The following is a 26,300-nucleotide window of genomic DNA, read 5'->3' as shown; positions in this document are numbered from 1 at the left end:
ATAGATGAGATATAGCATACACTGAATTTAATTCCGAGTAAATTGATCGGATATTCCCAATCTTCCTCTCTAATGGATGATACGTGGATCAAAGAAGTGTAGATTTTTAGCAATATACAGCCCAAATAACTTTAAAAGCGGGTTATAATCGCTATTTTTGCAGAGCATTATGTCCAAAAAGCTGCTATCAAAACAAGCACGATCTAAGCAAACTCTCAACAAGACTCGTCGTGCTAATCATCAGCCAAATAACACCTTACCCATCATCAGTGAAGCCATTGAAGTGGTTCGTTACAGCAATGAATGTCGTGGCATTGCGACTCATGCAGGTAAAACGGTGTTTGTTCGTAACGCACTGCAAGGTGAACAAGTTCAGGTGTCTATTGAAGCGACTCACAAGCGCTATGATGAAGCAGTAGCCACTGAAATAATACAGTCCAGTATTGATAGAGTCACACCTGTCTGCCCTTATTACGGCCAATGTGGTGGATGTGATCTGCAACATTTAAATCCTTCTAAGGCACCCAGTATCAAGCAAGAGTTAGTACTGGAGATGCTCAAGCGAAGCGCTAATGCCATACCAGCCCATATTGAAGATCCAATCTTATCTAAGCCTACAGGCTATAGACGCAGCGCAAGGATAGGGATCAATCAACGTCAACGTGATGGTGCGTTATTAACAGGATTTCGCAGACGTCAGTCTGCAAAGCTACTTGATATTGATCATTGTCCAGTGCTGGATAGTCGCCTTGATACTCTTTTTAACGAACTCCATAAGGGCTTAGCTGATCTTGATGGCATCAGAAATATCACTGAGGTACTGGTTAGCCTAGGTGATATCGATGGTAGTTTGCGCTTTCGCTTAGTCAAACCTGCGTCAGCAGAGATGAAACAACGTCTCATTGATATTGCGCAGACGCTCAAGCTAAGCGCGTGGATAGAGGAAAACAATCACGGCTCTATCCCATTATCATCTAATGCCAATTTAAGTTTTAGCGCCGATGGCGAGACTCAACTGAGTTTTGAACCGGGTGATTTTTTACAGGTGAATGCCGAAATTAACCGCGCCATGATTGCTCGGGCAAAGGAGTGGTTAGTCGCTGATTCTGACGCAATTCTATTAGATCTTTTCTGTGGGTTAGGAAATTTCTCCTTACCCTTAGCTCGGCATTTCAAGCAGGTCATTGGCATCGAAGGCAGTGCTGAAATGGTAAAGCGAGCAACACAGAATGCAGCAACAAACAAGATCAGTAATGCTAGCTTCTTTTGTGCCGATCTCAGCCAACCTATCAAGGAAACTGCGTGGTATCGTCAATCTAAACCCGATCTAGTCTTACTCGATCCACCCAGAACAGGCGCTGCTGAACTACTACCACAACTTCTTCCCCTTAAGCCGAAGAAGTTTCTCTACATTGCGTGCAATCCCGCAGCACTGGCAAGAGATACACAAACGTTGGTTGACGCAGGTTATCAGTTAACTCGTTTCTGTGTATTAGATATGTTCCCTAACACCTCTCATATTGAGTCCATGGCGCTGTTTGAGGCAAAGAAATGATCGATCTACTTTATGCCGATGATGTCATGGTGGTGGTATCAAAACCCGACAACCTGCTTTCGGTTCCCGGAATCGGAGACGCTAAAAAAGATTGTTTAGTCAGTCGTTTACAAGCTGAGTTTCCAACGATACGAATCGTACATCGACTGGATTACTCTACTTCGGGTTTACTGGTACTTGCACTCAATGCCGGCTCTCACCGAGCATTGAGCATACAGTTTCAAGAACGCGTTCCTAAAAAACGCTATCAAGCACTGGTTACCGGAAAACTTGAAAAAGATGAGGGGATGATCGATTTTCCTCTATCACAAGACTGGGAGAACCGCCCCTGCTCTAAAGTAGATTTAGAAAACGGGAAACCGTCACTGACTCACTGGACTTGCCTAGAGCGGAATGATCAACAGAGCCGAGTGCTACTTTATCCTCATACGGGACGATCACACCAGCTTAGAGTCCACATGCTGGCAATAGGACATCCCATATTAGGAGATAACTTTTACACGGAAGAAGGTGAACATCAGAAGTATCCACGGTTAATGCTTCACGCCGATCAACTGGCATTGAAGCATCCGGTTAACGGTCAGTGGCTAGAGTTTGAATCACCCTGCCCTTTTTAGACAATTCTGCGTAAGTCGGTGCCTTGCTGCCAAGACTCAATATTTTCGACGGTTTGTTTAATAATCGTTTGACGTGCCTGGCGAGATCCCCAAGCATTGTGAGGCGTGACAATCAAATTGGGGATCGACTCATCTAACAAGACATTGCCATCTTTAGGTGGCTCTTGCGTCAGCACATCCGTGGCAGCACCTGAAAGATGCCCACTACGCAGTGCAGCAGCTAAGTCTTCTTCGTTAACGATACCACCGCGTGCGGCATTGACTAAAAAACTACCTTCAGGCATCAGGGACAGCGCATCCTTGTCGATTAGATTTTTGGTTTGTTCTGTCAGAGGGCAATGAATGCTCAACACATCAACACGAGGTAGAAGATCTTTTAGTGCTAATCGCCCCTCTGAAGGCTCTGTACCGGCACGTGCTGCAACTAACACTTCCATTCCAAACGCTTGTGCTAACTGAGCTACTCGCTGCCCTAAGGCACCATAGCCGATGATTCCGAGCCTGCGGCCTTTTAATTCAAGAATAGGAAAGTCGAGCAAGCAAAACTGAGTCGCCTTTTGCCAATCGCCTTGTTTTAGCGACTGTTGATAATTAACAAACTTAGTATGCAGCACTAACATCAGCATCAACACGTGCTGTGCAACGGAATCTATGCCATAAGCTTGAGAGTTATAAACGCTGATATTGGCTTGTTTGGCTGCATCCAAGTCAACATTATTGACCCCAGTAGCTACCACACAAATCAGTTTTAGGTCACTGGCTTGAAGGATAACTTCAGCGCTGAGAACAACCTTATTGGTAATGACAACGTCAAATCCAGAAATGCGCTCAGCAACCTGATCAGGTTGAGATGAGGGGTAGGAAACAAATTGATCAAACTTAGCTTCCAGCGTTGTCAGATCTAAATCATCTAAACTGGTGGTATCCAGAAAAACGCACTTCATCACCTACCCCTTACTTATCTTGCTGATACGGCCGATAACACCTTAACCGAAATCGATACCTAAGCGGCGACCGACCTCTTCGTAGGCTTCTATGACACCACCTAAACCTTGGCGGAAGCGATCTTTGTCCATCTTATCACGCGTTTCTTTGTCCCATAAGCGGCAACCATCAGGTGAGAATTCGTCACCTAAAACCACTTGCCCTTGATAAAGTCCAAATTCCAATTTGTAATCCACTAATAACAAGCCAGCATCATCAAAGAGCTTTTTCAGTACTTCATTGGTTTTGAAGGTCAGTTGCTTAGCGATTTCAATATTGGCAGGATCGGCCCAACCAAAGGTGGCGATATGCGATTCATTCACCATCGGGTCACCCAATGCATCATTTTTCAGAAACATCTCAAAGGTGGGTGGGTTCAACGTGATTCCCTCTTCCACACCTAAACGACGGCAGAGTGAACCGGCGGCATAGTTACGCACTACACATTCAATCGGCATCATCTTTAAGCACTTCACAAGACTTTCAGTGTCCGACAACAGCACTTCAAAATGGGTAGGAATACCAGCAGCTTCAAGCTTTTGCATGATGAAGGCATTAAACTTGTTATTGACCATTCCTTTGCGGTCAAGCTGTTCAACTTTCTTACCATCGAAGGCAGAGGTGTCATCACGAAACACCATCACCATAAGATTCGGGTCATCTGTCGTAAAAACAGATTTCGCCTTGCCTGCATAAAGCTCGTTACGCTTTTCCATTCATTTCTCCAATAAACAACGCCCAGTGATTGGGCGTTATTATGATCTAAACAAAATTAAGAGGTTCAAGACTCATTCAAACGAAGGGCTTATAGAACCTGAGGTAGCCGATCTCTTATCTGCCAAAGAATTTCTTCTGCAACCACTGCAGGCGCTTCGATCTCTTCATCAGTTAATACCGTCACAATCACACCTGTTCGGGTACGATTCAAAACGACTTGGTAACGCCCTACATGTTCATACTGACCCGTATCGGTATTCAGTACACCTGAACGTCCTCCGCCAAAGACGAAAATAACTCTTCCACCTAACCAGATTTTATAACCAGGTTGGTTAGCAGGATTATTTGGATCGTTAAGATCGTTAGCAATATCCTCATCACCAGCTAACTCAGCGGATGTTCTCGCGCCTCTGGAGGAGTAAGAAATTGCATCTTGTTCGGAAGAATCACCAAAACCAAGTGCTGAAGATATAAAGCCAGTATCTAACTTAATCTCACCACGATCAGAATGTAACCATTCAAAGAACCCCATTTTACGCGTGTCATCAAATGGCGTTGTGGTGGTGTAAGTCATGTAAAACTTACCCAGACCTTGATCTTGTGAGCCTAAATCTAGATCGGCATCAACGATAGCCTGTGCAACCATATTCCATGCTTGATCAGGTGAGGTATTGATTCTAAGCGCTGGATTTCCACGAGCATCACGTCCGAGCTGACTTGTTTGACCCTGCTGCTGCATCGCCAAGAGTGTATTGGCGGTTGTCGGTGCCGTAGAACGGCTGAGGTATCTAAGTAACTCAAACATCATATCACTTTGATAAGCGATATCGTTTTGGAAACCATCCCACTCAATCTGTTCGGGTTGTTGCCCTGCGGCAAACTGCACATGACGCATACGGATAGAGGTTCTATCGTAGTTGTCAGGATCAGGTCTCACCAAAACCTGCAGTTTATTGTCAGCAGGCCCCTCCATAGGGGTTAAGGTTAAGCGTTTAATCCAACGATCAACAAAACCATAGTCACGGCCATCGGTGCGAATCCAATCGGTTTCTATGATGCCCTGACGTGGATCGGTACGTGCAATACGCACATTATGATAATTCCAAAAATCCAGTGTTTTGTTCCATACGTCGGCAATCGGCTCATCAACGAAGATAACTCGCTCACCCTCAAGTCTTGCTAGATTAACAGAATCCGAAGTTGGATCTGCGTAGAAGAACTCAGGTCTAGGCACTTGAAAACGCCCTGTTGAACGACTAGCCGTCATCTCTACCTGAGGGACCACCAGTAGATCACGCGTTTCGCGAGCTTGAATATTTTCAGGAATCACTAAACGCTGACCTGATTCAGCCAGAGCATAATCCTGACTACGGTCACGAATTAAACCATGTTCTCCATAAACAGGATTTTTAATCGAGCCACAACCTGTGAGAGACAAGGCCAACACCACAAGGGTTGGCACTAGTAAAGGAATCCTGTTCATATGAGCACCTGTAATCATGCAATTCCACTGTCTTTAAGAGCCTGACGGACAAGGTCATGATATTGTGTAGAAAGTTGTGTTAACGGCAAACGTATACCCTGTTGCATCAAACCCATTTCTGCTAAGGCCCATTTTACCGGTATCGGGTTAGCTTCAACAAACAGTGTTGTATGCAGAGGCATTAAACGTTGTTGTAAAGCACGTGCTGCTTCTGCTTCTCCAGCCAAGCCTAGACGGCAAAGCTCAGCCATTTCGGCTGGAGCGACGTTAGCGGTTACCGAGATATTACCCTGACCACCTAATAATATCAGTTCAATGGCGGTAGCATCATCACCGGAGTAAACAGCAAAGTCATCGGGCGTGGCTTCAATTAATTGACGAGCGCGCTCTAAATTACCCGTTGCTTCCTTAATGCCAACGATATTCGTTACTGACATCAATCTTAGTACTGTTTCCGGCAACATATCGCATGCTGTTCGACCAGGAACATTATAAAGGATTTGCGGGATATCGACAGCTTCAGCAATTTTGCAGTAATGCTGATACAAACCTTCTTGAGTGGGTTTGTTGTAGTAAGGCGTCACTAAAAGGCTGGCATCAGCACCCACGGATTTTGCAGCACGAGTTAGCTCAATCGCCTCACGGGTAGAATTTGCACCCGTACCCGCGATCACAGGAATGCGCCCATTCACTTGATCTACCACAAATCGAATGGCTTCAGTGTGCTCATCACAATCTAAGGTTGCTGACTCACCTGTTGTACCCACGGCCACAATGGAGGCAGTTCCCTTTTCGACATGGAATTCAACTAAACGCTTCAACGCCTCCCAGTCGATATCTCCATTTAGGGTCATAGGGGTGACCAACGCTACCAAACTGCCGCAAATCATTGTGTTCTCCATATTATTCAGGCGATGCCGCGATACTCAACACCGCAACTGTAAAAAGCAAGGTTAACCTACTGAACCACTTCTGCTATCGTTATCGTATTCGAATGACCCAACATTCTAAACGAAGTACCCCCCTTTAGCGTAGTGGTAGATACGTTTTTCAATAGACTTTTTTAGGAGCCCATAATGCAAGCGCCAATAATCGACCAACCCATCACTGATTTTAAGGCCTTAGCCACCAGTGATATGCAAGTAAGCTTGAGTGAGTTAAAAGGTCGCAATGTGGTGATCTACTTTTATCCTAAAGACAGCACACCAGGCTGCACCACGGAAGGCCAAGACTTTCGCGATCTCTACGCTGAATTTCAAGCTTTAGATACGGAAATCTTCGGTGTTTCGCGCGATAGTCTTCGTAGCCATGAAAACTTTCGCACTAAACAATCGTTTCCTTTCCAACTGATCAGCGATCCTGATGAGGAACTCTGCAAGCTATTTGACGTTATTAAACTCAAAAAACTCTATGGTAAAGAATATTTAGGAATTGATCGAAGTACCTTTTTGATCGATAAAGAAGGCGTTCTTCGCAAAGAATGGCGTTCAGTAAAGGTCAAAGGTCATGCTGAAGCGGTTCTTGAGAGTGTAAAGCAGCTTTAATTTCAATCATTACTTTGTTCAGAAGAACGGAGTCAATCAAGACTCCTGCTCTTCTGGTGGTCCGTGAGACTTTTCTGATGCATGTTCAAGCGCTGCTGGCCATGCATTGACAATGGACTTAACCAAAGTCGCCAGAGGTATCGCAAAAAACACCCCTAATACTCCCCACATACTGCCAAATAACAACACTGCGACGATGATCGATACAGGATGCAGATTAACCGCTTCAGAGAAAAGAATAGGTACCAACACGTTTCCGTCAAGTGCCTGAATGACAAAGTAAGCGATCATTAGCGTCAGAAATTCACTTCCCCACCCCCACTGGAAAAACGCGACACCCGCAACTGGCAAGGTCACCACTGCAGCACCAATGTAGGGAATCACCACCGACAAACCGACCATCACGGCTAATAATGCCGCGTAATTCAGGCCGAAGAATACAAAGACGACATAAGATACGGCGCCTACGATTAAAATTTCGATCACTTTGCCACGAATATAGTTAGCAATTTGTGCATCCATCTCTGTCCAGACTCGGCGCATCAGATCACGCTTTTCGGGTAAGTAGGTGGTTAAACTTCCAGCCAAATAGTTGCCATCCTTCATAAAAAAGAAAACCAGAATCGGCACCAAAATAAGATAAATCAGTAACGCAACAATATTGGTAATGGAATGTAACGAGAAAGTTAACGCCCATTGCCAGGCTCGACCGATTTCAGCAGCCGCAACAGAACTTAACTGTCGAATCTGTTCTTCAGTGACCAATTCAGGGTAGCGTTCAGGCAAAAACAGTAGTGATTTCTGAATTTCAGTCACGATACGCGGCGCTTCATTTAATAATGTCAGCAACTGTCGCCAGACTTGAGGAAGAACGAGCAGCATAAACGCTAAAAAAGCCGCCATAAAGCTGCTAAACACAAGTAACACCGCAACTTTATGAGGCATATAGTTAGAGCAACGCTGAACGGCACCTTGCATTAAAAATGCCAAAATAATACTGAAGAATACCGGAGCTAAAGCTTTACCCACCGTTAAAATAATAATTAATGATGCAGCCAACAGCACAAAAAGCAGTAATGCTTCTTCGTCAGAAAAATAACGATGGATCCATTTACTAATAATTTTAAACATGCAGCCCCAAACCTATGTAAAAATATTAACCGCGACGAATAAGGTAGATATAAAGATCGTCTTCGGTGAACGACTCTAACAAACTATGGTCTGACTGATCAGTAAAAGCTTTGAAATCGCGGACTGAGCCAGCATCGGTTGCAATCACTTTCAACAGTTCGCTCGGCTGCATACGATTTAATGCCTGTTTAGCTTTTAATAAAGGTAGAGGACAGTTCAATCCGGATGCATCTAAGAGTTGATCTGGCTCTGGTAAACTAGACATATATACCTCAAAAATAAAAGCACTGTGTGTTAACTGATGATGGTTAGCGTACTAGACGGCAATAATCCGCTTAGATTAAAGTGCTGGACAGGCTATTACAACTAAACTTTGATGAACTATAGGCTACAAGATTTGAAAAATTTCCTTTTGGGGCTTCTGATTAGTATTCCGACAATCGGGCTTGCTATTGCGCAACCCAGTCAAGCCTCCACCAACTTGCCAACACTGGCGAATCCTTCACTGACAGCATCTGCCTCAACGGAATACCAATTAGGCCGAAACTGGGCGAGGATTTTGCGTGGCAGAGCTCCTTTACTGAATGACCCGCTCACTTTTCACTATATCGATGAATTACTCTGGGATCTTGTCCCTCACAGCGAGCTGTCAGATCGACGTCTAGAACTGATCGTGGTTGATAACCCAACCTTTAATGCGTTTGCGGTACCCGGAGGCATTATTGGCGTTCATAGCGGATTGATTGTTGCAGCCGGATCTGAAGACGAACTGGCATCAGTACTGGCACATGAAATTGCTCACTTAAGCCAACGTCACTACGCACAACGCATAGAAGAAGAGCGCCGAAATCGCCCTATGGTGCTGGCGGGTGTATTGGCCAGTATTTTAATCGCATCGGCCAGCCCAGAAGGTGGTGCCGCTGCATTAACGGGCACCATTGGAGCTCAAGCTCAGTCACAACTCAATTTTAGTCGACGTAATGAAGAAGAAGCGGACCGAATCGGCATGCAAACCTTAGTTGCGGCCAATCGTGATCCACGCGCAATGCCACAGATGTTTTCTAGGCTTCAACGCAGCTATCGTTTCTATGGTCAACGACCACCAGAGTTTTTACTGACCCACCCTGTTACCGAATCTCGTATTGCCGACTCACTTAACCGAGCTGAAGCTTTACCACCAGTCACACTTAGACCTGCCTCGATAGATTTTGATCTTATTAAAACACGCATGGAGGTGCACTTAAGCAACCAACCGGGGGAATCGTTGCAAAGATTTCTAGCGGAAAGCCGTGATCATAACGCTGCTAAAGGACATTACGGGGTTTTATTGTCTGCAATACGTACCAATGAATTAAGCTTGGCTAGAAACGCGCTAGAACAGCTGCCTAACGTTTGGCGTCAGCATCTTTATGTACAGCTATCTGAAATTGAACTATTACTGGCTGAACAAGACTTCACCACAGCACAGCAGCATTCTGAACGCATGATGTCACTTTATCCTGGCAGCTATCCAGTGATGAAAGTTCATGCAGCCGTGTTGTATCAATCAGGCAAACCTGCCCATGCAGTGCCTGTTTTCCGTAGCATTTTACAAAGCTTTCCAACCGATGTGGACAGCTGGTATCAGTTAGCAGAAGCCGAGGGATTAGCAGGTAATATTACCGGAGTTCACGAAGCCAGAATTGAGTACTTTTTACTCACTGGCAATATCGACAGTGCTATGCAACAAGTCACCTTTGCAAAAAGGGAACGTAATTTACAGCCCGCCGACCTTGCAAGACTGGAACAGCTGGAAGCAGAAACGATCGAGATCCGCCGCCAGCTGAAAGAAGATTTCTAAAGCAATCGTATCGTTTTGTTATACAAACTAGCGATTTAGCTAGTTTGTATAACTATTACTTGAGTGGAAAATCCAACATCCGCTGCAGAGGTTTTCTAGCACGCTCGATTAAGTGCTCTGAAACAAAAATTTCCTGATCATGATTGATCAACACATCACGCAGGTTTTCTAAACCATTCATGGCCATCCAAGGGCAATGAGCACAGCTTCGGCAGGTAGCACCTGTTCCACCTGTTGGCGCCTCTATCAGCACTTTACCTGGCGCCGCTTGCTGCATTTTATAAAAAATGCCTCTATCCGTTGCGACAATAAACATCGGATTGGGTAAGGTTGCCGCAGCATTGATCAATTGACTGGTAGAACCCACAACATCGGCTAACTCCACCACTGCTTCTGGAGACTCAGGATGAACAAGAATTGCCGCTTCCGGATAAACTTTCTTGAGATCCATCAGGCCCTTAGCTTTAAACTCTTCGTGCACGATGCAAGCACCGTCCCAAAGCAACATCTCGGCACCGGTTTTCTGACGAACATAGTCACCTAGATGCTTATCTGGCGCCCAAATAATTTTCTTGCCTTGATCATGAAGATGCTCGACAACCTTTAGCGCAATGCTAGAGGTAACGACCCAGTCTGCTCTAGCTTTAACCGCTGCAGAGGTATTCGCGTAGACGACAACCTCATGGTCTGGATATTGATCACAGAAAGCAGAGAACTCATCGATAGGACAGCCTAAATCCAAAGAACAGGTGGCTTCGAGTGTTGGCATCAAAATTCGCTTTTCTGGGCTAAGTATCTTTGCCGTTTCACCCATAAAGCGAACACCTGCAACTAACAAAGTCGAAGCAGGATGCTGACTACCAAAACGTGCCATCTCTAATGAATCCGCAACACAACCGCCGCTTTTCTCAGCTAAGGCTTGAATGACGGGGTCAGTGTAATAATGTGCGACAAGACAAGCATCTTTTTGCTTGATGAGATCAAGAATCTCTTGTGTTAACTCAGCCTGCTGCTGATGCGTTAACGCGCCGGGTAAGTGTTCTTGAGCAAAATGCTCCTGCACTAAAATACGATCAGCCAACTCTCGTGTCGATAACATGAATCGTTCTGAGCTCCGAATTTATTAGAGATCTACCAGCAGAATTCACTAGTAGGAAAAAACCAGTATACCATAGTGAAAAAGGCTAAAATGAACAAAAATCAGCCTTGATAGCGTGTCGGATCAGGTATGCCCGCTTGCTTAAAACCAACCGCACGAAGCCGACAACTATCGCAACGACCGCAAGCACGACCGTCATCGTCAGCTTGATAGCATGATACCGTTTTACTGTAATCTAATCCCAAACGCACACCTGCCTGAATAATTTCAGCCTTAGTGAGATCAATTAGAGGTGTTTCTATACGGATGGGGGCGCCTTCCACTCCTTGACGCGTGGCTAATGCAGCCATCGTCTCAAAGGCCTTGATAAATTCAGGACGACAATCAGGATAACCAGAGTAATCAACCGAATTAACGCCAATAAAGATAGCGGCTGCATCCAGGACTTCTGCCCAGCCTAGCGCCAAGGATAGAAATACTGTGTTTCTTGCGGGCACATAGGTCAAGGGTATGCCTTCTTCGGGAGCATCTTCAGTATCGCCTTCAGGCATACTCAGACTGTGATCGGTTAATGCAGAACCACCAAAGTCTTCAAGGTTAAGCCTCAACACACGATGCTCGACCACACCAAGCTCTTGCGCGACTGCCTTAGCCGCATTCAGCTCAGTTAGCGAACGCTGTCCGTAATCGAAACTTAATACAAAACAGTCGTACCCTTCGGCTTTGGCCATCGCTAATACGGTTGCAGAATCTAAACCACCGGACAGTAAAACCACTGCCCGTTTACCACTATTCATTGAATTCTAATTCCCAGTTAGGTTCCTACGGGTCTAAAGCTTTGAGCCAAGGTTGCTGCCGTACTTTGTGGAAACTCATTAATAACACGCTGCATCATATGTCTAGAACGTTCATGCTCACCCAAACGTGAGAAGGTCACCCCTAACTTATACAGTGTGTCAGGAACTTTATGGTGACTTGGAAAACGATCTAGGACGGTCTCAAATGCCACTCTCGCCTGGTCTGGAGACTCTTTTGCTAGATGCAACTCTCCTAACCAATAATAACCATTTGCCGTATTGGCATGTTCTGGAAAACGAACAACAAAGTTTTCAAAGGCGTCTATGGCTGCATCAAAATCTCTGGCTCTGACCAAGGCAAAGGCCTCATCATAAGCATTTTGATCATTGGCAGAGGCGGGTTCTGCAGCTACCGATGGTGCAGAAGAGGAGGACGGAGCACTAGGCTCTTGTAATGCTGTGTTAGCTGGAGCTAAATCAGAAGGTCCAGACAAGGGTGGCAATGAATCTGACTCCATCGCAGCTTGCATCAACACACTTAGACGACGATCAACATCTCGATATCGATCTACGACGTCTGCTTCAATTCTATTGAGTCTATTCTGAGCGGTTTCTAAATCACCACGCAAAGAGCGGACTTCTTCTTGCAAACTCAGCACTAGAAGTATCAATTCACTTTGACTAGAGGCACCTATCGATTGAGACGATTGCCCCAACCCTTGATCACCACTTCTAACTTCGATAACGGGAACTTGCGCATGCAACTGTGCTGACAGAGTCAGCACAGTGCCTAAACAACCCGCTAATATGTATTTCAGCGCTGTTATTTTCATTTGGCAATTAACGGCTCAGGTATCTCAGTTCAACGCGACGGTTCTGAGACCATGCACCTTCATGATTACCAACAACGGCTGGACGCTCTTCACCGTAGCTTACGGATTCGATTTGGCCAGAGTTAGCACCGTTAACCATTAATACACGCTCAACGGCTTGAGCACGACGCTCGCCTAGAGCCATGTTGTATTCACGCGTACCACGCTCATCGGTATGACCATCCAAACGAACACGAGCAGATGGGTTGTTAGCTAGGAAACGTGCGTGTTTTTCCAGATCAGGAAGAAACTCTGGACGAACCACTGCGCGGTCGAATTCGAATAAGAAAACATTTCTTAACTGCTGAACTTCTTCCCAGCTACCAGGAGTTACGCCACCAGTAGAACCAGCACCGATAGAACTAGCACCCACAGTATCAGTCAGGGCACCAGAATCGCCTTTACTGCCTGATGAACTACAACCCGCAGCAATAGCCATAACAGCCGCTAGAGCCAAAGCTTTTGTGAAATGAACTGAACGCATTTTTTTCTCCATTACTGACCATTGTCAGCAAACACTATAAGGTTGATACAAACTATTTCAAGAAAGGCGACCACGCCGGTTCACGAACATCTCCCTGAGGGACAGGCATATTGAAACGAATACGCCCATCAAGAGACACGGCTGCAAGGATACCTCGTCCAGCTTCTTGGGTTGCGTACATTACAATACTTCCGTTAGGTGCAATGCTTGGTGACTCATCGTAATCGCTATTGGTTAAAATATCCACACGACCGCTCTTAAGATCCTGAACAGCTATCTGGAATCGGCGCGAACTGCCACGGTGAACCATGGTTAAGAATCGCCCATCTTGCGTGAGACGTCCACGAGCATTGTAACTGCCCTCAAACGTAACACGTTCCACTGCCCGTGAGGCCAGATCCATCCGATAGATCTGTGGTGAACCACCACGGTCAGAGGTGAAGAATAAAGATCTACCATCTGGAGCCCAAAACGGCTCGGTATCAATGGCAGAATTCTGTGTCATGCGCTGCAAGTCACGAGAGCGCAAATCTAATACATAAATCTCTGGATTTCCATCTTTTGACAGCACCACAGCCAGACGATTTCCATCAGGTGACCAAGCAGGTGCCCCATTCAAACCCGGGAAAGATTGAATCTGCTCACGCTGCCCAGTGGCCAAATGCTGAATATAGACAACAGGTCGACTCGTTTCGAAAGACACATAAGCTAATTTCGAACCATCAAACGACCAAGCGGGTGATAAAATAGGTTCATTTGATTCCAAAATAGTTCTAGCACGTTCGCCGTCCCAATCTGCCATGTGCAGGCGGAAACGTTGATTAGTGCCCTGTCCACGATCAGCGGTGACATAGACGATACGCGTAGAGAAAGCACCTTTAATACCGGTGATCTCTTCAAAAATCACATCCGATATAAAATGCGCAGCATCTCTCAAGTTATTGCGACCTGCCGAGACTTCACGCGTCAGCATTTTCTGTTCTTTAAGTACGTCATATAACTCAAAGGTGACTCTTACTTCATCAGCCGACAATGGCTGCATACTACCAATCACCAAGTAATCTTGGTTAACCATTCGCCAATCTCTAAAAAATACTTGATCTTCCTGATTAGGGAAGCTCAGCATATTTTGACGATTCATGGATCTGAAAAAGCCACTTCGGGCCAAATTTTGGCTGACAATAGCAGCAACGTCTTCAGTCAATGCTGAATCACCGCTCCAACCAAAAGGAACCACAGCAACAGGGACAGGGCTATCAACGCCCTGAGTCACTTCAACAACGAGTTGCTGAGCCATTAACCCAGCGCTGAATAACATCACTACTGCAAAGACTAAGCATTTTAACTTGTTCATTACCATCTCAACCCTTCCGGTGTGAAAACAATCTGCATTCTTCTAAGACGCCTTTCAAAGAGCATCGGATCTACTTCTGACACTCTTGGTAGCCGTTCAGTTCGACGAACCGCCTGTTCAACTGATCGATCAAACGCTAAATCGCCACTGCTACGAACGATTCTTACGTCAACAATATCACCTGCAGGTGTTAACTGTAACTCAACCGTTGCAGACATACCCGATCTTGCCGTTGCTGGAATATTCCAATTTCGGCTTACTATCGCTTGTATGTAAGATCCTATATCTCCAATAGCGGCCTCAGCGGCAGCTTGAGCAGCAGCTTGTGCGGCAGCCCTTGCTTCTTCTTGAGCACGGCGCTCGGCTTCTTGACGTCGCTGCTCTTCAGCTCTGCGCTGTTCTTCTTGACGCTTTTGTTCTTCCGCACGGCGTTGTTCTTCAGCACGCCTTTGTTCTTCTACACGCTTCTGTTCTTCTGCGCGCCTCTGTTCTTCAGCACGCTTTTGTTCCTCTGCGCGACGCTGCTCTGCAGCAAGTCGTTCAGCTTCTTGTTGCTGCTGACGCTCTTGTTCTGCCCTGAGTCTAGACTCTGCTTCTCGCTGAGCCGTTAATTCTCGCTGGCGTTGCGCTTCTGCTTCCTGTTCTCGTCGCTGCTGTTCCGCTTGACGTTGTTGTTCTGCTTGACGCTGCTGCTCAGCTTGCCGTTGTTGTTCTGCCTGTTGCTGAGCTTCTGCTTGTCTTTGTGCCTCGGCTTGACGTTGCTGTTCGGCTTGACGCTGTTGTTCTGCTTGACGCTGTTGTTCTGCTTCTGCTTGTTGACGCTGTTCATCTTCTCGCGCTTGTTGCTGTGCACGAGCCTGCTCTGCAGCTTGTTGAGCAGCCGCTTGATCGGGCTGAAAATTACTCAAGTCAATCATGCGTGCTTGCATATGACGCGGCTGTGCACGAGTTTGCTCTCTAAAATCAAACCAATAGCCTGCCAGCAACAACAGCATCACCAAATGTACCAGTGTTGCTAAAATGACTGGCGATACGTAACTGCGATAATTATCCACGCCGGACCCTACTCAGTCACCAAGCCAACACTCGGAGCGCCTGCTTGCTGCAAAAGCACCATCAGCTGAACTACACGCTCATAAGATACATTCTTGTCACCCCTAACCAGTAACAACTTGTCAGGATTTTCGCTCAGAACGCTGCTGACACGATTCATGATAACGTCAGCTTCGACGGGTACCGTATCATCACCACCGACATTGATATAGAAGTTACCATCACGATCGACAGACACTATTAATGGCTCTTGCTCGTCAGAATCAACAGGAACAGCACTGGCTTGAGGCAAATCGACATCGACACCTTGAGTTAGCATCGGAGTTGTCAACATAAAGATGACTAATAGAACCACCATAACCTCTATGTAAGGTACGACGTTCATTTCCGTATTCAGATTTCGTTTTTTCCGCGTACGCCACTCCATCTCCATTATAAAACCTCAAAGTGCATGCAGACGACGATAAAGAATACTAGAAAACTCATCCGCAAAGGTTTCGTAGTTGCTTAATAAAGTTTCTGACTGGGCTGTGAAACGGTTATAAGCAATAACCGCAGGAATAGCGGCAAATAGACCAATCGAGGTGGTAATTAAGGCCTCAGCGATACCAGGCGCAACAACAGAAATGGTTGCAGTGGTTTGAGTTGCCAATCCTCGGAAGGAGTTCATGATCCCCCAAACTGTTCCAAACAGACCCATATACGGGCTAGTAGAACCAACAGTTGCTAAGAAAGGCAGATGTTTTTCAAGCTTTTCCTCTTCTCGGGACATAGCCACACGCATACGCCTTTGAATACCGTTCATGACGACATCAGGGTCAGCCTTTCCTTGCTGAGTAAGACGGGTAAACTCTTTTAAACCAGCACGAAATATATTTTCAGCGCCACAGTTTTCATTCGGGTGTTGACTGACTTCGCGATAGAGTTGTCCAAGGTCAGCACCTGACCAAAAACGCTCTTCAAATGCACGCATTGAACGCTGTGCTGCTCGAATTGCGGAGCGACGCTGAAAGATCATAACCCAGGAAATAAATGACGTTATTACCAGCGCGAGCATGATCAATTGCACGACCAAACTGGCATCTACGATTAACGACCATATAGAAAGCTTTTCTTGCACAATACACTCCTAACCTAGTATGAGGCAGGCGCTCACTCTAGCAGTAGCGTAAATTTATACAAGTAGGCAGGCACGAAGAATTCGCAGAATTATTTAAATTTTTCTGTGATTCATCGAATAAATCTGTCTTTAATTACCAATATTACAGCTTAGGCATAAAGTAACCGTTGGTTCAGCTTTAAGGCGATTGAGCTCGATCGCTTCGCCACATTGATGGCATCGACCAAAGCTACCTATATCAATGCGTTTTAACGCCTCATCACAGGCACGCAGTTCAACCAATAAAGCCGCTTGACGACCCTCTTTTCCTTTTGCTGCTGTCAACTCCTGCATCAGAGTTTCATGCAACTTTATTAACTGTCGTCGACAGTCATTTAAAAATCGATCTTCAGCTACAGCTAACACCTTAACCACCCTATTTTAAATTTCTGTATTAATTAAGCACTGAGACTTAAGTTAATATTATCAGGGCAAAGCTGTTAAACCTTGATCAAGATCATGCTGACCTTATTCGCTAACGGGTTTTTTAATACCAAAATGTTCATAAGCGTGATCAGTGACGACTCTTCCCCTAGGGGTGCGCATCAAGTAGCCCTGCTGGATCAAATAGGGCTCTAAGACATCTTCGATGGTATCGCGCTCTTCACTGATTGCTGCGGCCAAACTATCAACACCGACTGGGCCTCCACCAAACTTTTCAATCATTGCCAGCAGCATGCGTCGGTCCATATGATCGAATCCACGCTCATCAACGTTGAGCATATTCAATGCTAAGTCAGCTATTTCAAGTGTTATTGACCCATTACCTCTGACTTCAGCATAGTCGCGAGCACGGCGTAATAAGCGATTAGCAATACGTGGCGTACCACGGGCACGTCGTGCAATTTCACGCGCACCTTGAGGATCAATCGGAGTCCCCGTTAAACGAGCGGCTCTACTAACGATCTTGGTCAAATCTTCAACAGAATAAAACTCTAAGCGCTGAACAATACCGAAACGATCTCGTAAAGGTGATGTTAATAAGCCAGCACGGGTAGTGGCTCCCACCAAGGTAAAAGGTGGCAAGTCAATCTTTATTGATCTGGCTGCAGGGCCTTCACCGATCATGATATCCAGCTGATAATCCTCCATGGCTGGATAGAGTATTTCTTCCACATTAGGACTCAGTCGATGTATCTCATCAATAAATAAAACATCACCCGCTTCAAGATTCGTCAACATGGCGGCCACATCGCCGGCTTTTTCCAATACTGGGCCTGACGTCGTGCGAATCTGGCTACCCATTTCGTTGGCAATAATATTGGCCAGCGTTGTTTTCCCTAACCCAGGTGGGCCAAAAATCAACGTATGATCAAGTGCCTCTGATCGTTTACGGGCCGCATGAATGAAAATTTCCATCTGCTCACGCACCACCGGTTGACCTTCGTAATCCTGAAGCGTTTGAGGACGCACGGTCCTATCCTGTATCTCTTCAACAGGACTCGCCGCTATCGGTGTTATAAATCGATCCGCTTCTATCATGGGGCCACTCAGATTGTTGACTCAGGTTATATCAATAGGGTGCTATCTACTATTATTGACTGATCATGCCACGTAAAGCGAGACGTATAATCTCTTCAGCACTCGCATCTTTCGCCAAGGTTCGACACACTGTTTCAACCGCTTTAGATGCCTGAACAGGCTTATAACCTAGAGCGATCAGTGCGGTCTCGGCTTCACGTTTCTCATCAACCACAGGAATCATGGGCTCCATAGCGGGCAAGGATGAATGACTCGACTGCTGCAGGCCGCGAGGAATAGAGGTCAGATTTTTCAGTCGATCCTTCATTTCAATGATTAACCGCTCCGCCGTCTTTCGACCCACCCCTGGCAACTTAACAAGGGTAGCGATATCTTCATGTTCCACACAACGAACAAAGGATTCCACACTGCTGCCAGATAAGATAGTTAATGCAAGCTTTGGACCGACACCATTGGTTTTGATCAACTCGCGAAATACACTTCTCTCTTGACGATCAACAAAACCATATAAAAGCTGAGCATCTTCCCTCACAACCATGTGGGTATAGATAGCGACTTCAGTGCCTAACTCAGGTAGTCGGTAGAAAGTGTTCATCGATGCTTCAACTTCGTACCCTACTCCAGCAACGTCTAGAATCAAAAACGGAGGGTGCTTTTCCAATAAGCGGCCACGCAAATATCCGATCATTTACTTTCTTTATCCTGTTTAATGTGACGAACTGTCCAACGCTTTTGCCGAAAACCCAAAACACGCCGAGGCGTCCTATCAATGCCTGCAACGACAAAGACGGGAAGACGTAAACCGGTATAGATCGCTATCAACCTTACCACAAAAATAATCGCCATTGAGGTGAACGCTAGTAGGTTTGGATCTAGATGACCGTGCATCAAGACATAGAAGGTAGCACCGATCAGAGCGCAGGTGGCATAAAACTCGTCGTGCTGAAGAATCCCTGGAATTTTACCCGTCAATACATCACGAATAACGCCGCCAGCACAGCCGGTGCTGATACCCATAATCACCGCAATTAAGGGTGAAAATCCAAGTGCCATCGCTTTTTCGGCGCCAGCAATGGCAAACAATGCTAAACCAGCCGCATCAAATACCAGCATCGCTCGTCTGGGCATCTTGAAGAAGCGACAATACACAAAGGTCATAAATGCAGCGCCAATCGCTGTCCAGATCAACAAAGGATCTGCGATCCAGATTAACGGATGAGCGTTCAGTGCAAGATCTCGCAATGTACCGCCACCTAGAGAGGTCGCTAAGGCTAATACCATCACACCAAATAAGTCGATCTGCTTTCCTCGTGCCGCCAACACGCCAGTGATAGCAAAAACAGCGATACCAAAGAGGTCAGCGAAGTAAACAAATCGTTCAAGCTCAATATCAAGATAGATCAACGCCAACGACCTCCTTTACCCGAATGTTGACCCGCCAAACTTATCAAACTGCTGCGTGCATGGGCGTGGCATAGTGCAATAGCCAAGGCATCTGCGGCATCGGCTTGCGGCAGTCCCGGCAGTTTTAATAATCGAGCGACCATATGCTGTACTTGGCTTTTATCTGCAGCACCAGAACCCACGACTGACTGCTTCACCTTACGCGCAGAATATTCGTAAACAGGCAGTGACTGATTGGCCGCGGCTACAATAGCAACCCCTCTGGCTTGACCTAGTTTAAGCGCAGAATCAGCGTTACGTGCCATAAACACCTGCTCTATGGCAAATTCCTGCGGGATATAGCGCTCAATAATTTCGGTCACTCCAGCATAGACCTGCTGTAATCGTTCAGCCAATTCGCCATCTCGTATACGAATACAACCACTGGCGACATACTCATTATGACCATTCACTGTATTGATCACACCATATCCGGTAATGCGCGAACCCGGATCAATACCCAGAAAGATCACTCCATCGCCTCTTCTGGAATATTGGCATTGTGGTACACGTTTTGCGTATCATCTAAATCTTCTAGCGCATCCAAAAGCTTTAACGCTTTTTGTCCACCTTCAAGATCCAGATCCACGGAGGTAGATGGAATCATCCCAACTTCCGCATGAACAGGTTCTAAGCCAGCATCCAAAAGCGCCTGCTTAACATCCATAAACTCTGACACGGTAGTGAAAACATCCATCGAACCATCGTCGTTGGTGATAATATCTTCAGCACCTGCCTCTAGGGCAACTTCCATCAATTGATCTTCATCCACTTCAGAGTCGAAGCTTATCTGACCTTTTTTATCAAACAGATAGGATACAGAGCCATTGGTGCCTAGATTTCCACCATGCTTACTAAACGCAGCCCGAACCTGTGAAACGGTACGATTGACGTTATCGGTCATGCACTCAACCAGAATCGCAACACCATTAGGACCGTAGCCCTCATAGGTTAACTCATCGTAATTATCTGCTTCGTTACCACCGACACCACGTTGAATCGCTTTTTCGACAGTGTCTTTTTTCATATTAGCGCCGAGGGCTTTATCCACCGCCGCACGCAAACGCGGATTATCAGCGACACTGCCGCCGCCCTCTTTAGCAGCGACGGTTAACTCGCGAATCAGTTTAGTAAAAATCTTGCCCCGCTTAGCGTCTTGTCCTGCTTTGCGATGCTTAATATTGGCCCACTTGGAATGACCTGCCATACCACCTTACCTCACTAACAAAGAAGGGGCTCGCAAGCCCCTAAGTTCATTCTGCTACTCTCTATCAGTAGTGCTGCATACCCTTAAGGTGTTTTGCGCAGTTTGATATTCAACTCACGTAATTGAGCAGCACTGACTTCACCCGGTGCATCGGTTAACAAACACGCCGCACTCTGGGTTTTCGGGAAAGCAATCACTTCACGAATCGATGCAGATCCCGTCATCAGCATGACTAAGCGATCTAAACCGAAGGCCAAACCACCGTGCGGAGGCGCACCATAACGTAATGCGTTCAATAAGAAGCCAAACTTCTCTTCGGCTTCTTCGTCGGTAATACCCAGCACCTTAAAGACAGCACGCTGCATGGTTTGATCGTGAATACGGACAGAACCACCACCTAACTCGGTACCGTTTAATACCATGTCATAAGCACGTGACAGCTTACCTTCAGGTTCAGCAATCAACTCTTCTGGTGAACAGTTGGGCGACGTGAAGGGATGATGCAATGCGGTTAAGCCACCTTTGCCATCTTCTTCAAACATGGGGAAGTCAACCACCCATAAAGGCGCCCACTCACACTGAAGCATATTCAGATCTTCACCGACCTTGATACGCAACGCACCCAGTGCTTCGTTAACGATCTTGGTTTTATCCGCACCAAAGAAGACCAGGTCTCCATTCTGCGCACCGACACGCTGCATAATCTGCAAGGCAACGTCTTCACCCAAGAACTTGACGATGGGTGACTGAAGACCTTCCGCACCGGTTTCAAGGGCGTTAACTTTGATCCACGCCAAGCCTTTCGCACCATAAATGCTGACAAACTTGGTGTAGTCATCAATTTGCTTACGGGTTAATTCAGCACCACCCGGGACTCTCAATGCCGCTACACGACCTTTGGGATCCGTGGCAGGGGCTGCAAAGACTTTAAAGTCAACGCCCGCTACTAAATCGGCCACATCAACAAGTTCCATCGGAATACGCAGATCGGGCTTATCCGAACCGTAACGCTGCATCGCTTCAGAATAAGGCATGCGAGGGAAATCACCGAGATCCACGTTCAGCTGCTCTTGGAACAACCCACGAATCATTTTTTCAGTGATTGCGATAATTGCCTCTTCATCCATAAAAGAGGTTTCAATATCGATCTGTGTAAATTCAGGCTGACGATCGGCACGTAAATCTTCATCACGGAAACATTTGGCAATTTGGTAGTAACGGTCGAAACCTGACACCATCAACAACTGTTTAAACAACTGAGGTGACTGTGGCAGTGCAAAGAAATGACCTTCATGGGTACGGCTAGGTACCAAGTAATCACGCGCACCTTCTGGGGTTGCACGCGTCAATATCGGTGTTTCGATATCGAGGAAGCCGTTTTCTTCTAAGTAGTTACGAATGTAATGCGTGATTTTAGAACGGAAACGTAATTTGCGTTGAATCTCAGGACGACGTAGATCAATAAAGCGGTTACGTAGACGAACGTCTTCACCGACCTGCTGATGATCATCGAGCTGGAATGGCGGTGTATCAGCCTTGTTTAAGATAACCAGCTCTTTGCCCAACACTTCAATAGATCCTGTCGGCATCTCTTTGTTTTCGGTGCCTTCAGGACGCGCACGGACAAGACCTTTGACTTCAATCACGTATTCGTTACGCACACTATCCGCTAACGCAAAGCTGGCTTCACGATCAGGATCGAAGACCACTTGAGTGATACCTTCACGATCTCTGACATCGAGGAAGATAACTCCACCATGATCTCGACGACGGTGTACCCACCCTGTTAGTGTTATCTCTTGGCCGATATGTTCTATACGAAGATCGCCGCAATAATGGCTGCGCATGATATCTCTTTCCTGTTTCCGTCACGGTTATTGCAAATTAGCGCGAAATTATACCCTAATTTAACATCGCTGACAGCGCTAAAGCTGAATATAATATCGACTCTGTCATGCTTGGAAATCGTCTTTTAAAGGAAAGAATATGGATTTTTGGCTCTATGCCATCGGATTTTTGTTTATCGCGCTGATTGCCACCCTTGTCGTGACTCGGCTTTTCCATCAACGGCTGCATCAACAACTAAGCCCATCACGCATTCCCATTACTGAATTGCCTAAACTCGATCAAGTGCAGGCGCAAACCATTCGATTTCCAACCCAAGGCGATTTGACCCTAGAAGGATGGTGGATTCAGGGACAACAAACCGACCGACACGCTATTTTAACTCACGGCTGGGGGGCTAATAGAGCAGCGTTATTGCCTTTAGTCCCTTTACTGCTGGAGGCCGGTTGGAGCGTGATGCTTTTCGATGTTCGCAACCATGGCAATAGTGATGAAGATACTTTCTCTTCGATGCCACGCTTTGCGGAAGATATCGATGCCGCTATTGCTTGGTTGAAGACACAACACCCTAACGGAAAGATTGCCTTGTTAGGTCATTCGGTGGGCGCCGCTGCGACATTACTTGCTGCCTCTCGCCGTGATGACATCAGCGCTGTGGTCAGCCTGTCCAGTTTTGCACATCCTGCGGATATGATGAAGCGCTGGCTTAGCGAAAAAGGTATCCCCTTTTTTCCGCTCGGTTGGTATGTCTTGGGTTATGTCGAACGAGTAATTGGTCACCAATTCGATGATATTGCTCCGATCAAATCCATTACCGGCATCCGCTGCCCTTTATTGGTCGTCCATGGAGAAGATGATGAGGTCATTCCGATTAACGATGTTTACACCCTTGTCAGCAAAACAGATGAGGTTTTACTGAAAATTCTTGAAGGTGGACATGACCTCACACCTAGTATTGTCGAGCATGGTGACGAACTGGTGCAGTTTCTACACAAAGCTGTTCCTATCAGACCCTATGCTAGGGCGCATCAATCTCCAGAATAAAGTCCAACTCTCCTTCTAGCAACACATCAAGTTTCTTAAAGATCGACGTCACCTGCTCGTCGCTATAGGGTTTAGCTTCTGCCACTCCCCAGACGGGACCCGGCCAAGCAACATCATCTTCATAGCGAACGATGTGGTGAAGATGAAGCTGGGGGACCATATTTCCTAGCGCCGCCACATTCATTTTACGTGCCATAAATAGATCTGCGAGCGTTTCACTAAGCTCTGCCGACTCTTCGATCATTTGCGCCCTTTCTTTGGCTGACAAATGATATATTTCCGTCACACCGGCACGTCTAGGCACCAAAATAAACCATGGATAATTGGCATCTTTCATCATCAACAATCGACATAATGGAAAGTCACCGATCACCCAGGTATCTGCCTTAAGCTGAGGATGTAGTTTAAATTCTAACTCTAGCTCATCCATTGAATGCTCCTTATGATCTAACCTGATGATATGAATCGACTGATAATAGCGTATAACATGACTAAATCAGATTCTAAATTTATTCTAAACGGCATCTCATGTATCAAATACGCTTTAGCGACAGTATAGACAAGATACCCGCAAGCACATGGAATGAGCTGTGCAATACAGACTATCCCTTCATTCAGCATGCTTTTTTGAAAGCCATGGAAGACTCAGGTTCCGTCACCGCTAAAACAGGTTGGCAACCGATGCACATGACATTGGTACGCCAAGGGGAAACGGTTGGCGTCATGCCACTCTATATAAAGAATCACTCCTATGGTGAATATGTCTTTGATTGGAGTTGGGCGGATGCTTGGGCACGACAGGGATTGGAATATTATCCCAAACTGGTGACTGCAATTCCCTATACACCGGCTCAAGGGCCGCGCATGGGTACACGACTTCCTGAAGCTGAAGCCCTTGGTTTATTTTATGCCGGCATACGCCAACTCGCTGAACAAATGGGAGCCAGTAGCTGGCATGGCCTTTTCCTAAATGATTCGTTGAAAGCAGCTGCTACGGAACTCCTCGCTCAGCCTCAGTGCTCTACTAGGATGGGACTGCAATACCATTGGTTTAACCGTGACTATCAAGATTTCGATCACTACTTAAGCCATTTCAACTCACGTAAACGCAAAAACCTGCGCAAGGAAAGACAAAAAATTGCTCAACAAGGCATTACGCATCATTGGGTCAGCGGAAACGAAGTCAGCGAAGAGGAGCTAGAGCATTTCTGGATTTTTTATCAAATGACGCACTTAAAGCGCGGTCGACGCGGCTACTTGACCCGTTCTTTTTTTGAAAAGCTCAGGCATGAACTAGGTCATCAACTGATGTTTTGCTTCGCCAGCCACCAAGAGTCGATTGTTGCTGGATCACTGTTTTTTAAAGACAGCCAAACACTCTATGGCCGTTATTGGGGCTCTACAAAAGAATATGACAGTCTCCATTTTGAAACCTGTTACTACCAAGGCATTGAGTACGCTATTCAGGAAGGTCTAAAGCGTTTTGATCCGGGTGCTCAGGGTGAGCATAAAATCGCCAGAGGCTTTGAGCCTATCCCAACCTGGTCAGTTCATCATATCGAAGACTTAGGATTCGCTCAGGCAGTCAAGTCGTTTGTCGAAGAGGAAGCCACGCAACTCAAGCGTTTTCAACTTGAGTTGCGTGAAGGTTTGCCATTTCGGCAAACAGAGGAAATGACAAAGAATAAAGAAAGTGACTAAGCGCTTTGAATACCCAAATGCTTAGCATGAAAGCCTAGATGTTCTTCCAAGAAGGTCATAATAAAATAAAAGCTATGATCGTAGTCTTGTTGATAGCGTATCTCCACGCTCAACTCTTGATCTTGGCAAGCCGTGATTAATGCCTCAGTTTTCAGTTGCTCATCCAGAAAGACATCTGCAGTACCCTGATCAACCAACATCGGCGGAGGTACAAGCCCTGCTTTAACGAGTTGCACGGTATCATAGATTTTCCAGCTCTCTAGATCACTACCCAAATAGTGACTGAAGGCTTTTTGCCCCCAAGGACAGTCTGATGGATTCACAATCGGAGAGAAGGCACTCACTGACTTGAACATTTCAGGGTTGCGTAACGCAATCATCAAAGCCCCATGACCGCCCATGGAGTGCCCCATAATTGACCATTGATTGGGGTCAACGGGTAAATTGGCTTTCACCAAGGTCGGCAGCTCTGCAACGATGTAATCATACATCTGATAATGATCTTTCCAGGGCGTTTCAGTAGCATTGACATAAAAGCCTGCACTTAAACCAAAATCATATGCACCCTCTGGATCATCAGGCACCCCCTCACCCCTTGGACTCGTATCAGGTATGACTAATGCAACACCTAATGCTGAAGCGATTCGCTGAGCACCTGACTTAGTAGAAAAGTTTTGGTCGGTACAGGTTAAGCCTGACAGCCAATACACAACCGGAACGGCTTGCTTTTCCGCCAAAGGAGGAAAATAGACACTAAACTGCATATCACAATTCAATGCAGAAGAGTAATGTTGATATTGGTTTTGCCAACCTTCAAAGCAACGTACATGGCTTAATAATTCAAGCTTTTCGTTCATGCTAACTCCTGTTACCGAGGCGACCTGATTGA

29 protein-coding genes are annotated in these 26,300 nt (G+C 46.1%); 6 read left to right on the top strand and 23 right to left on the bottom strand.

Annotation, left to right across the window (positions count from 1 at the left end):
• Positions 1-169: 169 nt before the first annotated feature.
• Both rlmD and F7R24_RS10185 read left to right on the top strand, forming a co-directional pair.
• Complete coding sequence (rlmD, locus tag F7R24_RS10190) at positions 170-1,555, top strand: 23S rRNA (uracil(1939)-C(5))-methyltransferase RlmD (RefSeq protein WP_151671155.1); 1,386 nt, start codon at positions 170-172, stop codon at positions 1,553-1,555.
• Positions 1,552-2,172 (top strand): RluA family pseudouridine synthase, encoded by a 621-nt coding sequence (locus F7R24_RS10185; protein WP_151671154.1) that lies wholly within the window; start codon positions 1,552-1,554, stop codon positions 2,170-2,172. The genes rlmD and F7R24_RS10185 overlap by 4 nt, the downstream gene beginning before the upstream one ends.
• Here F7R24_RS10185 and F7R24_RS10180 read toward each other — a convergent pair.
• From F7R24_RS10180 to dapA, 4 genes are all read right to left on the bottom strand, one after another.
• Positions 2,169-3,116, bottom strand: coding sequence for a 2-hydroxyacid dehydrogenase (locus tag F7R24_RS10180; protein ID WP_151671153.1), 948 nt, complete (start codon positions 3,114-3,116; stop codon positions 2,169-2,171). The two genes, F7R24_RS10185 and F7R24_RS10180, sit on opposite strands and share 4 nt — an antisense overlap.
• 42 nt (positions 3,117-3,158) lie before the next feature.
• Positions 3,159-3,872, bottom strand: a complete 714-nt coding sequence (gene purC / locus F7R24_RS10175; protein WP_151671152.1) for a phosphoribosylaminoimidazolesuccinocarboxamide synthase — start codon at positions 3,870-3,872, stop codon at positions 3,159-3,161.
• 89 nt (positions 3,873-3,961) lie between these two features.
• Positions 3,962-5,356, bottom strand: a complete 1,395-nt coding sequence (gene bamC / locus F7R24_RS10170; protein ID WP_151671151.1) for an outer membrane protein assembly factor BamC — start codon at positions 5,354-5,356, stop codon at positions 3,962-3,964.
• Positions 5,357-5,370: 14 nt separating this feature from the next.
• The gene (gene dapA / locus F7R24_RS10165; protein ID WP_151671150.1) at positions 5,371-6,246 is read right to left on the bottom strand and encodes a 4-hydroxy-tetrahydrodipicolinate synthase; all 876 of its coding nucleotides are present in this window, start codon (positions 6,244-6,246) and stop codon (positions 5,371-5,373) included.
• 186 nt (positions 6,247-6,432) lie between these two features.
• Between dapA and F7R24_RS10160 the strand changes: the two genes are divergently transcribed.
• Positions 6,433-6,900, top strand: a complete 468-nt coding sequence (locus F7R24_RS10160; RefSeq protein ID WP_151671149.1) for a peroxiredoxin — start codon at positions 6,433-6,435, stop codon at positions 6,898-6,900.
• Positions 6,901-6,936: 36 nt separating this feature from the next.
• Here F7R24_RS10160 and F7R24_RS10155 read toward each other — a convergent pair whose 3' ends face one another.
• Positions 6,937-8,031 carry an AI-2E family transporter gene (locus F7R24_RS10155; RefSeq protein WP_151671148.1) on the bottom strand — a complete coding sequence of 365 codons (1,095 nt, stop codon included), beginning with the start codon at positions 8,029-8,031 and terminating at the stop codon, positions 6,937-6,939.
• Positions 8,032-8,056: 25 nt separating this feature from the next.
• A complete protein-coding gene (locus F7R24_RS10150) occupies positions 8,057-8,296 on the bottom strand; it encodes a sulfurtransferase TusA family protein (protein ID WP_151671147.1) in 240 nt (79 codons plus the stop codon).
• A 132-nt stretch (positions 8,297-8,428) separates the two neighbouring features.
• On the opposite strand from F7R24_RS10150, the gene F7R24_RS10145 reads away from it, so the two are divergent.
• Complete coding sequence (locus F7R24_RS10145; protein WP_240776078.1) at positions 8,429-9,871, top strand: M48 family metalloprotease; 1,443 nt, start codon at positions 8,429-8,431, stop codon at positions 9,869-9,871.
• Between the two features lie 55 nt (positions 9,872-9,926).
• Here the strand turns inward: F7R24_RS10145 and nadA are convergent, their stop codons facing one another.
• The 15 genes from nadA to aspS all read right to left on the bottom strand — a co-directional run bounded on the left by nadA (position 9,927) and on the right by aspS (position 22,668).
• Positions 9,927-10,970: a quinolinate synthase NadA gene (nadA, locus tag F7R24_RS10140; RefSeq protein ID WP_151671145.1), complete on the bottom strand. Its 1,044-nt coding sequence runs from the start codon at positions 10,968-10,970 to the stop codon at positions 9,927-9,929.
• Positions 10,971-11,071: 101 nt separating this feature from the next.
• Positions 11,072-11,767 carry a 7-cyano-7-deazaguanine synthase QueC gene (gene queC, locus F7R24_RS10135; RefSeq protein ID WP_151671144.1) on the bottom strand — a complete coding sequence of 232 codons (696 nt, stop codon included), beginning with the start codon at positions 11,765-11,767 and terminating at the stop codon, positions 11,072-11,074.
• 17 nt (positions 11,768-11,784) lie between these two features.
• The gene (gene ybgF, locus F7R24_RS10130; RefSeq protein WP_151671143.1) at positions 11,785-12,600 is read right to left on the bottom strand and encodes a tol-pal system protein YbgF; all 816 of its coding nucleotides are present in this window, start codon (positions 12,598-12,600) and stop codon (positions 11,785-11,787) included.
• Between the two features lie 7 nt (positions 12,601-12,607).
• Entirely contained in the window at positions 12,608-13,123 is a 516-nt protein-coding gene (gene pal, locus F7R24_RS10125; protein WP_151671142.1) for a peptidoglycan-associated lipoprotein Pal, read from the bottom strand.
• A gap of 52 nt (positions 13,124-13,175) precedes the next feature.
• On the bottom strand, positions 13,176-14,477 hold the full coding sequence (gene tolB, locus F7R24_RS10120; RefSeq protein WP_151671141.1) for a Tol-Pal system beta propeller repeat protein TolB: 1,302 nt from the start codon (positions 14,475-14,477) through the stop codon (positions 13,176-13,178).
• Positions 14,477-15,532 (bottom strand): cell envelope integrity protein TolA, encoded by a 1,056-nt coding sequence (tolA, locus tag F7R24_RS10115; protein WP_151671140.1) that lies wholly within the window; start codon positions 15,530-15,532, stop codon positions 14,477-14,479. The genes tolB and tolA overlap by 1 nt, the downstream gene beginning before the upstream one ends.
• A gap of 8 nt (positions 15,533-15,540) precedes the next feature.
• On the bottom strand, positions 15,541-15,957 hold the full coding sequence (gene tolR, locus F7R24_RS10110; protein WP_151671139.1) for a protein TolR: 417 nt from the start codon (positions 15,955-15,957) through the stop codon (positions 15,541-15,543).
• Between the two features lie 15 nt (positions 15,958-15,972).
• The gene (tolQ, locus tag F7R24_RS10105) at positions 15,973-16,650 is read right to left on the bottom strand and encodes a protein TolQ (protein WP_151671138.1); all 678 of its coding nucleotides are present in this window, start codon (positions 16,648-16,650) and stop codon (positions 15,973-15,975) included.
• A gap of 129 nt (positions 16,651-16,779) precedes the next feature.
• On the bottom strand, positions 16,780-17,055 hold the full coding sequence (locus F7R24_RS10100) for a TraR/DksA family transcriptional regulator (RefSeq protein WP_151671137.1): 276 nt from the start codon (positions 17,053-17,055) through the stop codon (positions 16,780-16,782).
• A gap of 102 nt (positions 17,056-17,157) precedes the next feature.
• On the bottom strand, positions 17,158-18,171 hold the full coding sequence (ruvB, locus tag F7R24_RS10095) for a Holliday junction branch migration DNA helicase RuvB (RefSeq protein WP_151671136.1): 1,014 nt from the start codon (positions 18,169-18,171) through the stop codon (positions 17,158-17,160).
• Between the two features lie 52 nt (positions 18,172-18,223).
• A complete protein-coding gene (ruvA, locus tag F7R24_RS10090; protein ID WP_151671135.1) occupies positions 18,224-18,859 on the bottom strand; it encodes a Holliday junction branch migration protein RuvA in 636 nt (211 codons plus the stop codon).
• Positions 18,856-19,581 carry a trimeric intracellular cation channel family protein gene (locus F7R24_RS10085; protein ID WP_240776077.1) on the bottom strand — a complete coding sequence of 242 codons (726 nt, stop codon included), beginning with the start codon at positions 19,579-19,581 and terminating at the stop codon, positions 18,856-18,858. Before F7R24_RS10085 ends, ruvA begins: the two co-directional genes overlap by 4 nt.
• Positions 19,572-20,087, bottom strand: coding sequence for a crossover junction endodeoxyribonuclease RuvC (ruvC, locus tag F7R24_RS10080; RefSeq protein ID WP_151671134.1), 516 nt, complete (start codon positions 20,085-20,087; stop codon positions 19,572-19,574). Before ruvC ends, F7R24_RS10085 begins: the two co-directional genes overlap by 10 nt.
• Positions 20,084-20,821: a YebC/PmpR family DNA-binding transcriptional regulator gene (locus F7R24_RS10075; protein WP_151671133.1), complete on the bottom strand. Its 738-nt coding sequence runs from the start codon at positions 20,819-20,821 to the stop codon at positions 20,084-20,086. Before F7R24_RS10075 ends, ruvC begins: the two co-directional genes overlap by 4 nt.
• Before the next feature lie 83 nt (positions 20,822-20,904).
• A complete protein-coding gene (gene aspS, locus F7R24_RS10070; protein WP_151671132.1) occupies positions 20,905-22,668 on the bottom strand; it encodes an aspartate--tRNA ligase in 1,764 nt (587 codons plus the stop codon).
• 139 nt (positions 22,669-22,807) lie between these two features.
• Here aspS and F7R24_RS10065 point away from each other — a divergent pair, with 139 nt between their 5' ends.
• Positions 22,808-23,710, top strand: a complete 903-nt coding sequence (locus F7R24_RS10065) for an alpha/beta hydrolase (RefSeq protein WP_151671131.1) — start codon at positions 22,808-22,810, stop codon at positions 23,708-23,710.
• Here F7R24_RS10065 and F7R24_RS10060 read toward each other — a convergent pair.
• The gene (locus F7R24_RS10060; protein ID WP_151671130.1) at positions 23,685-24,140 is read right to left on the bottom strand and encodes an HIT domain-containing protein; all 456 of its coding nucleotides are present in this window, start codon (positions 24,138-24,140) and stop codon (positions 23,685-23,687) included. The genes F7R24_RS10065 and F7R24_RS10060 overlap by 26 nt on opposite strands.
• Positions 24,141-24,238: 98 nt before the next feature.
• Between F7R24_RS10060 and F7R24_RS10055 the strand changes: the two genes are divergently transcribed.
• Positions 24,239-25,411, top strand: coding sequence for a GNAT family N-acetyltransferase (locus F7R24_RS10055; protein ID WP_151671129.1), 1,173 nt, complete (start codon positions 24,239-24,241; stop codon positions 25,409-25,411).
• Here F7R24_RS10055 and fghA read toward each other — a convergent pair.
• The gene (gene fghA, locus F7R24_RS10050) at positions 25,408-26,268 is read right to left on the bottom strand and encodes an S-formylglutathione hydrolase (protein ID WP_151671128.1); all 861 of its coding nucleotides are present in this window, start codon (positions 26,266-26,268) and stop codon (positions 25,408-25,410) included. The genes F7R24_RS10055 and fghA overlap by 4 nt on opposite strands.
• Positions 26,269-26,300: the final 32 nt, after the last annotated feature.

Origin of the sequence: Nitrincola schmidtii, from assembly GCF_008973715.1 — a bacterium.
In the GTDB taxonomy this organism is placed as follows: domain Bacteria; phylum Pseudomonadota; class Gammaproteobacteria; order Pseudomonadales; family Balneatricaceae; genus Nitrincola; species Nitrincola schmidtii.
The sequence above is the reverse complement of the archived record's forward strand: the minus strand, read 5'-3'. Positions and strand labels throughout refer to the sequence as shown.

Excerpts from the sequence above, each read along its gene's own strand:
- rlmD (WP_151671155.1), top strand. The coding sequence starts at position 170 with ATGTCCAAAAAGCTGCTATCAAAACAAGCACGATCTAAGCAAACTCTC.
- F7R24_RS10185 (WP_151671154.1), top strand. The coding sequence starts at position 1,552 with ATGATCGATCTACTTTATGCCGATGATGTCATGGTGGTGGTATCAAAA.
- F7R24_RS10180 (WP_151671153.1), bottom strand. The coding sequence starts at position 3,116 with ATGAAGTGCGTTTTTCTGGATACCACCAGTTTAGATGATTTAGATCTG.
- purC (WP_151671152.1), bottom strand. The coding sequence starts at position 3,872 with ATGGAAAAGCGTAACGAGCTTTATGCAGGCAAGGCGAAATCTGTTTTT.
- bamC (WP_151671151.1), bottom strand. The coding sequence starts at position 5,356 with ATGAACAGGATTCCTTTACTAGTGCCAACCCTTGTGGTGTTGGCCTTG.
- dapA (WP_151671150.1), bottom strand. The coding sequence starts at position 6,246 with ATGATTTGCGGCAGTTTGGTAGCGTTGGTCACCCCTATGACCCTAAAT.
- F7R24_RS10160 (WP_151671149.1), top strand. The coding sequence starts at position 6,433 with ATGCAAGCGCCAATAATCGACCAACCCATCACTGATTTTAAGGCCTTA.
- F7R24_RS10155 (WP_151671148.1), bottom strand. The coding sequence starts at position 8,031 with ATGTTTAAAATTATTAGTAAATGGATCCATCGTTATTTTTCTGACGAA.
- F7R24_RS10150 (WP_151671147.1), bottom strand. The coding sequence starts at position 8,296 with ATGTCTAGTTTACCAGAGCCAGATCAACTCTTAGATGCATCCGGATTG.
- nadA (WP_151671145.1), bottom strand. The coding sequence starts at position 10,970 with ATGTTATCGACACGAGAGTTGGCTGATCGTATTTTAGTGCAGGAGCAT.
- queC (WP_151671144.1), bottom strand. The coding sequence starts at position 11,767 with ATGAATAGTGGTAAACGGGCAGTGGTTTTACTGTCCGGTGGTTTAGAT.
- ybgF (WP_151671143.1), bottom strand. The coding sequence starts at position 12,600 with ATGAAAATAACAGCGCTGAAATACATATTAGCGGGTTGTTTAGGCACT.
- pal (WP_151671142.1), bottom strand. The coding sequence starts at position 13,123 with ATGCGTTCAGTTCATTTCACAAAAGCTTTGGCTCTAGCGGCTGTTATG.
- tolB (WP_151671141.1), bottom strand. The coding sequence starts at position 14,477 with ATGAACAAGTTAAAATGCTTAGTCTTTGCAGTAGTGATGTTATTCAGC.
- tolR (WP_151671139.1), bottom strand. The coding sequence starts at position 15,957 with ATGGAGTGGCGTACGCGGAAAAAACGAAATCTGAATACGGAAATGAAC.
- ruvB (WP_151671136.1), bottom strand. The coding sequence starts at position 18,171 with ATGATAGAAGCGGATCGATTTATAACACCGATAGCGGCGAGTCCTGTT.
- ruvA (WP_151671135.1), bottom strand. The coding sequence starts at position 18,859 with ATGATCGGATATTTGCGTGGCCGCTTATTGGAAAAGCACCCTCCGTTT.
- F7R24_RS10075 (WP_151671133.1), bottom strand. The coding sequence starts at position 20,821 with ATGGCAGGTCATTCCAAGTGGGCCAATATTAAGCATCGCAAAGCAGGA.
- aspS (WP_151671132.1), bottom strand. The coding sequence starts at position 22,668 with ATGCGCAGCCATTATTGCGGCGATCTTCGTATAGAACATATCGGCCAA.
- F7R24_RS10065 (WP_151671131.1), top strand. The coding sequence starts at position 22,808 with ATGGATTTTTGGCTCTATGCCATCGGATTTTTGTTTATCGCGCTGATT.
- F7R24_RS10060 (WP_151671130.1), bottom strand. The coding sequence starts at position 24,140 with ATGGATGAGCTAGAGTTAGAATTTAAACTACATCCTCAGCTTAAGGCA.
- F7R24_RS10055 (WP_151671129.1), top strand. The coding sequence starts at position 24,239 with ATGTATCAAATACGCTTTAGCGACAGTATAGACAAGATACCCGCAAGC.
- fghA (WP_151671128.1), bottom strand. The coding sequence starts at position 26,268 with ATGAACGAAAAGCTTGAATTATTAAGCCATGTACGTTGCTTTGAAGGT.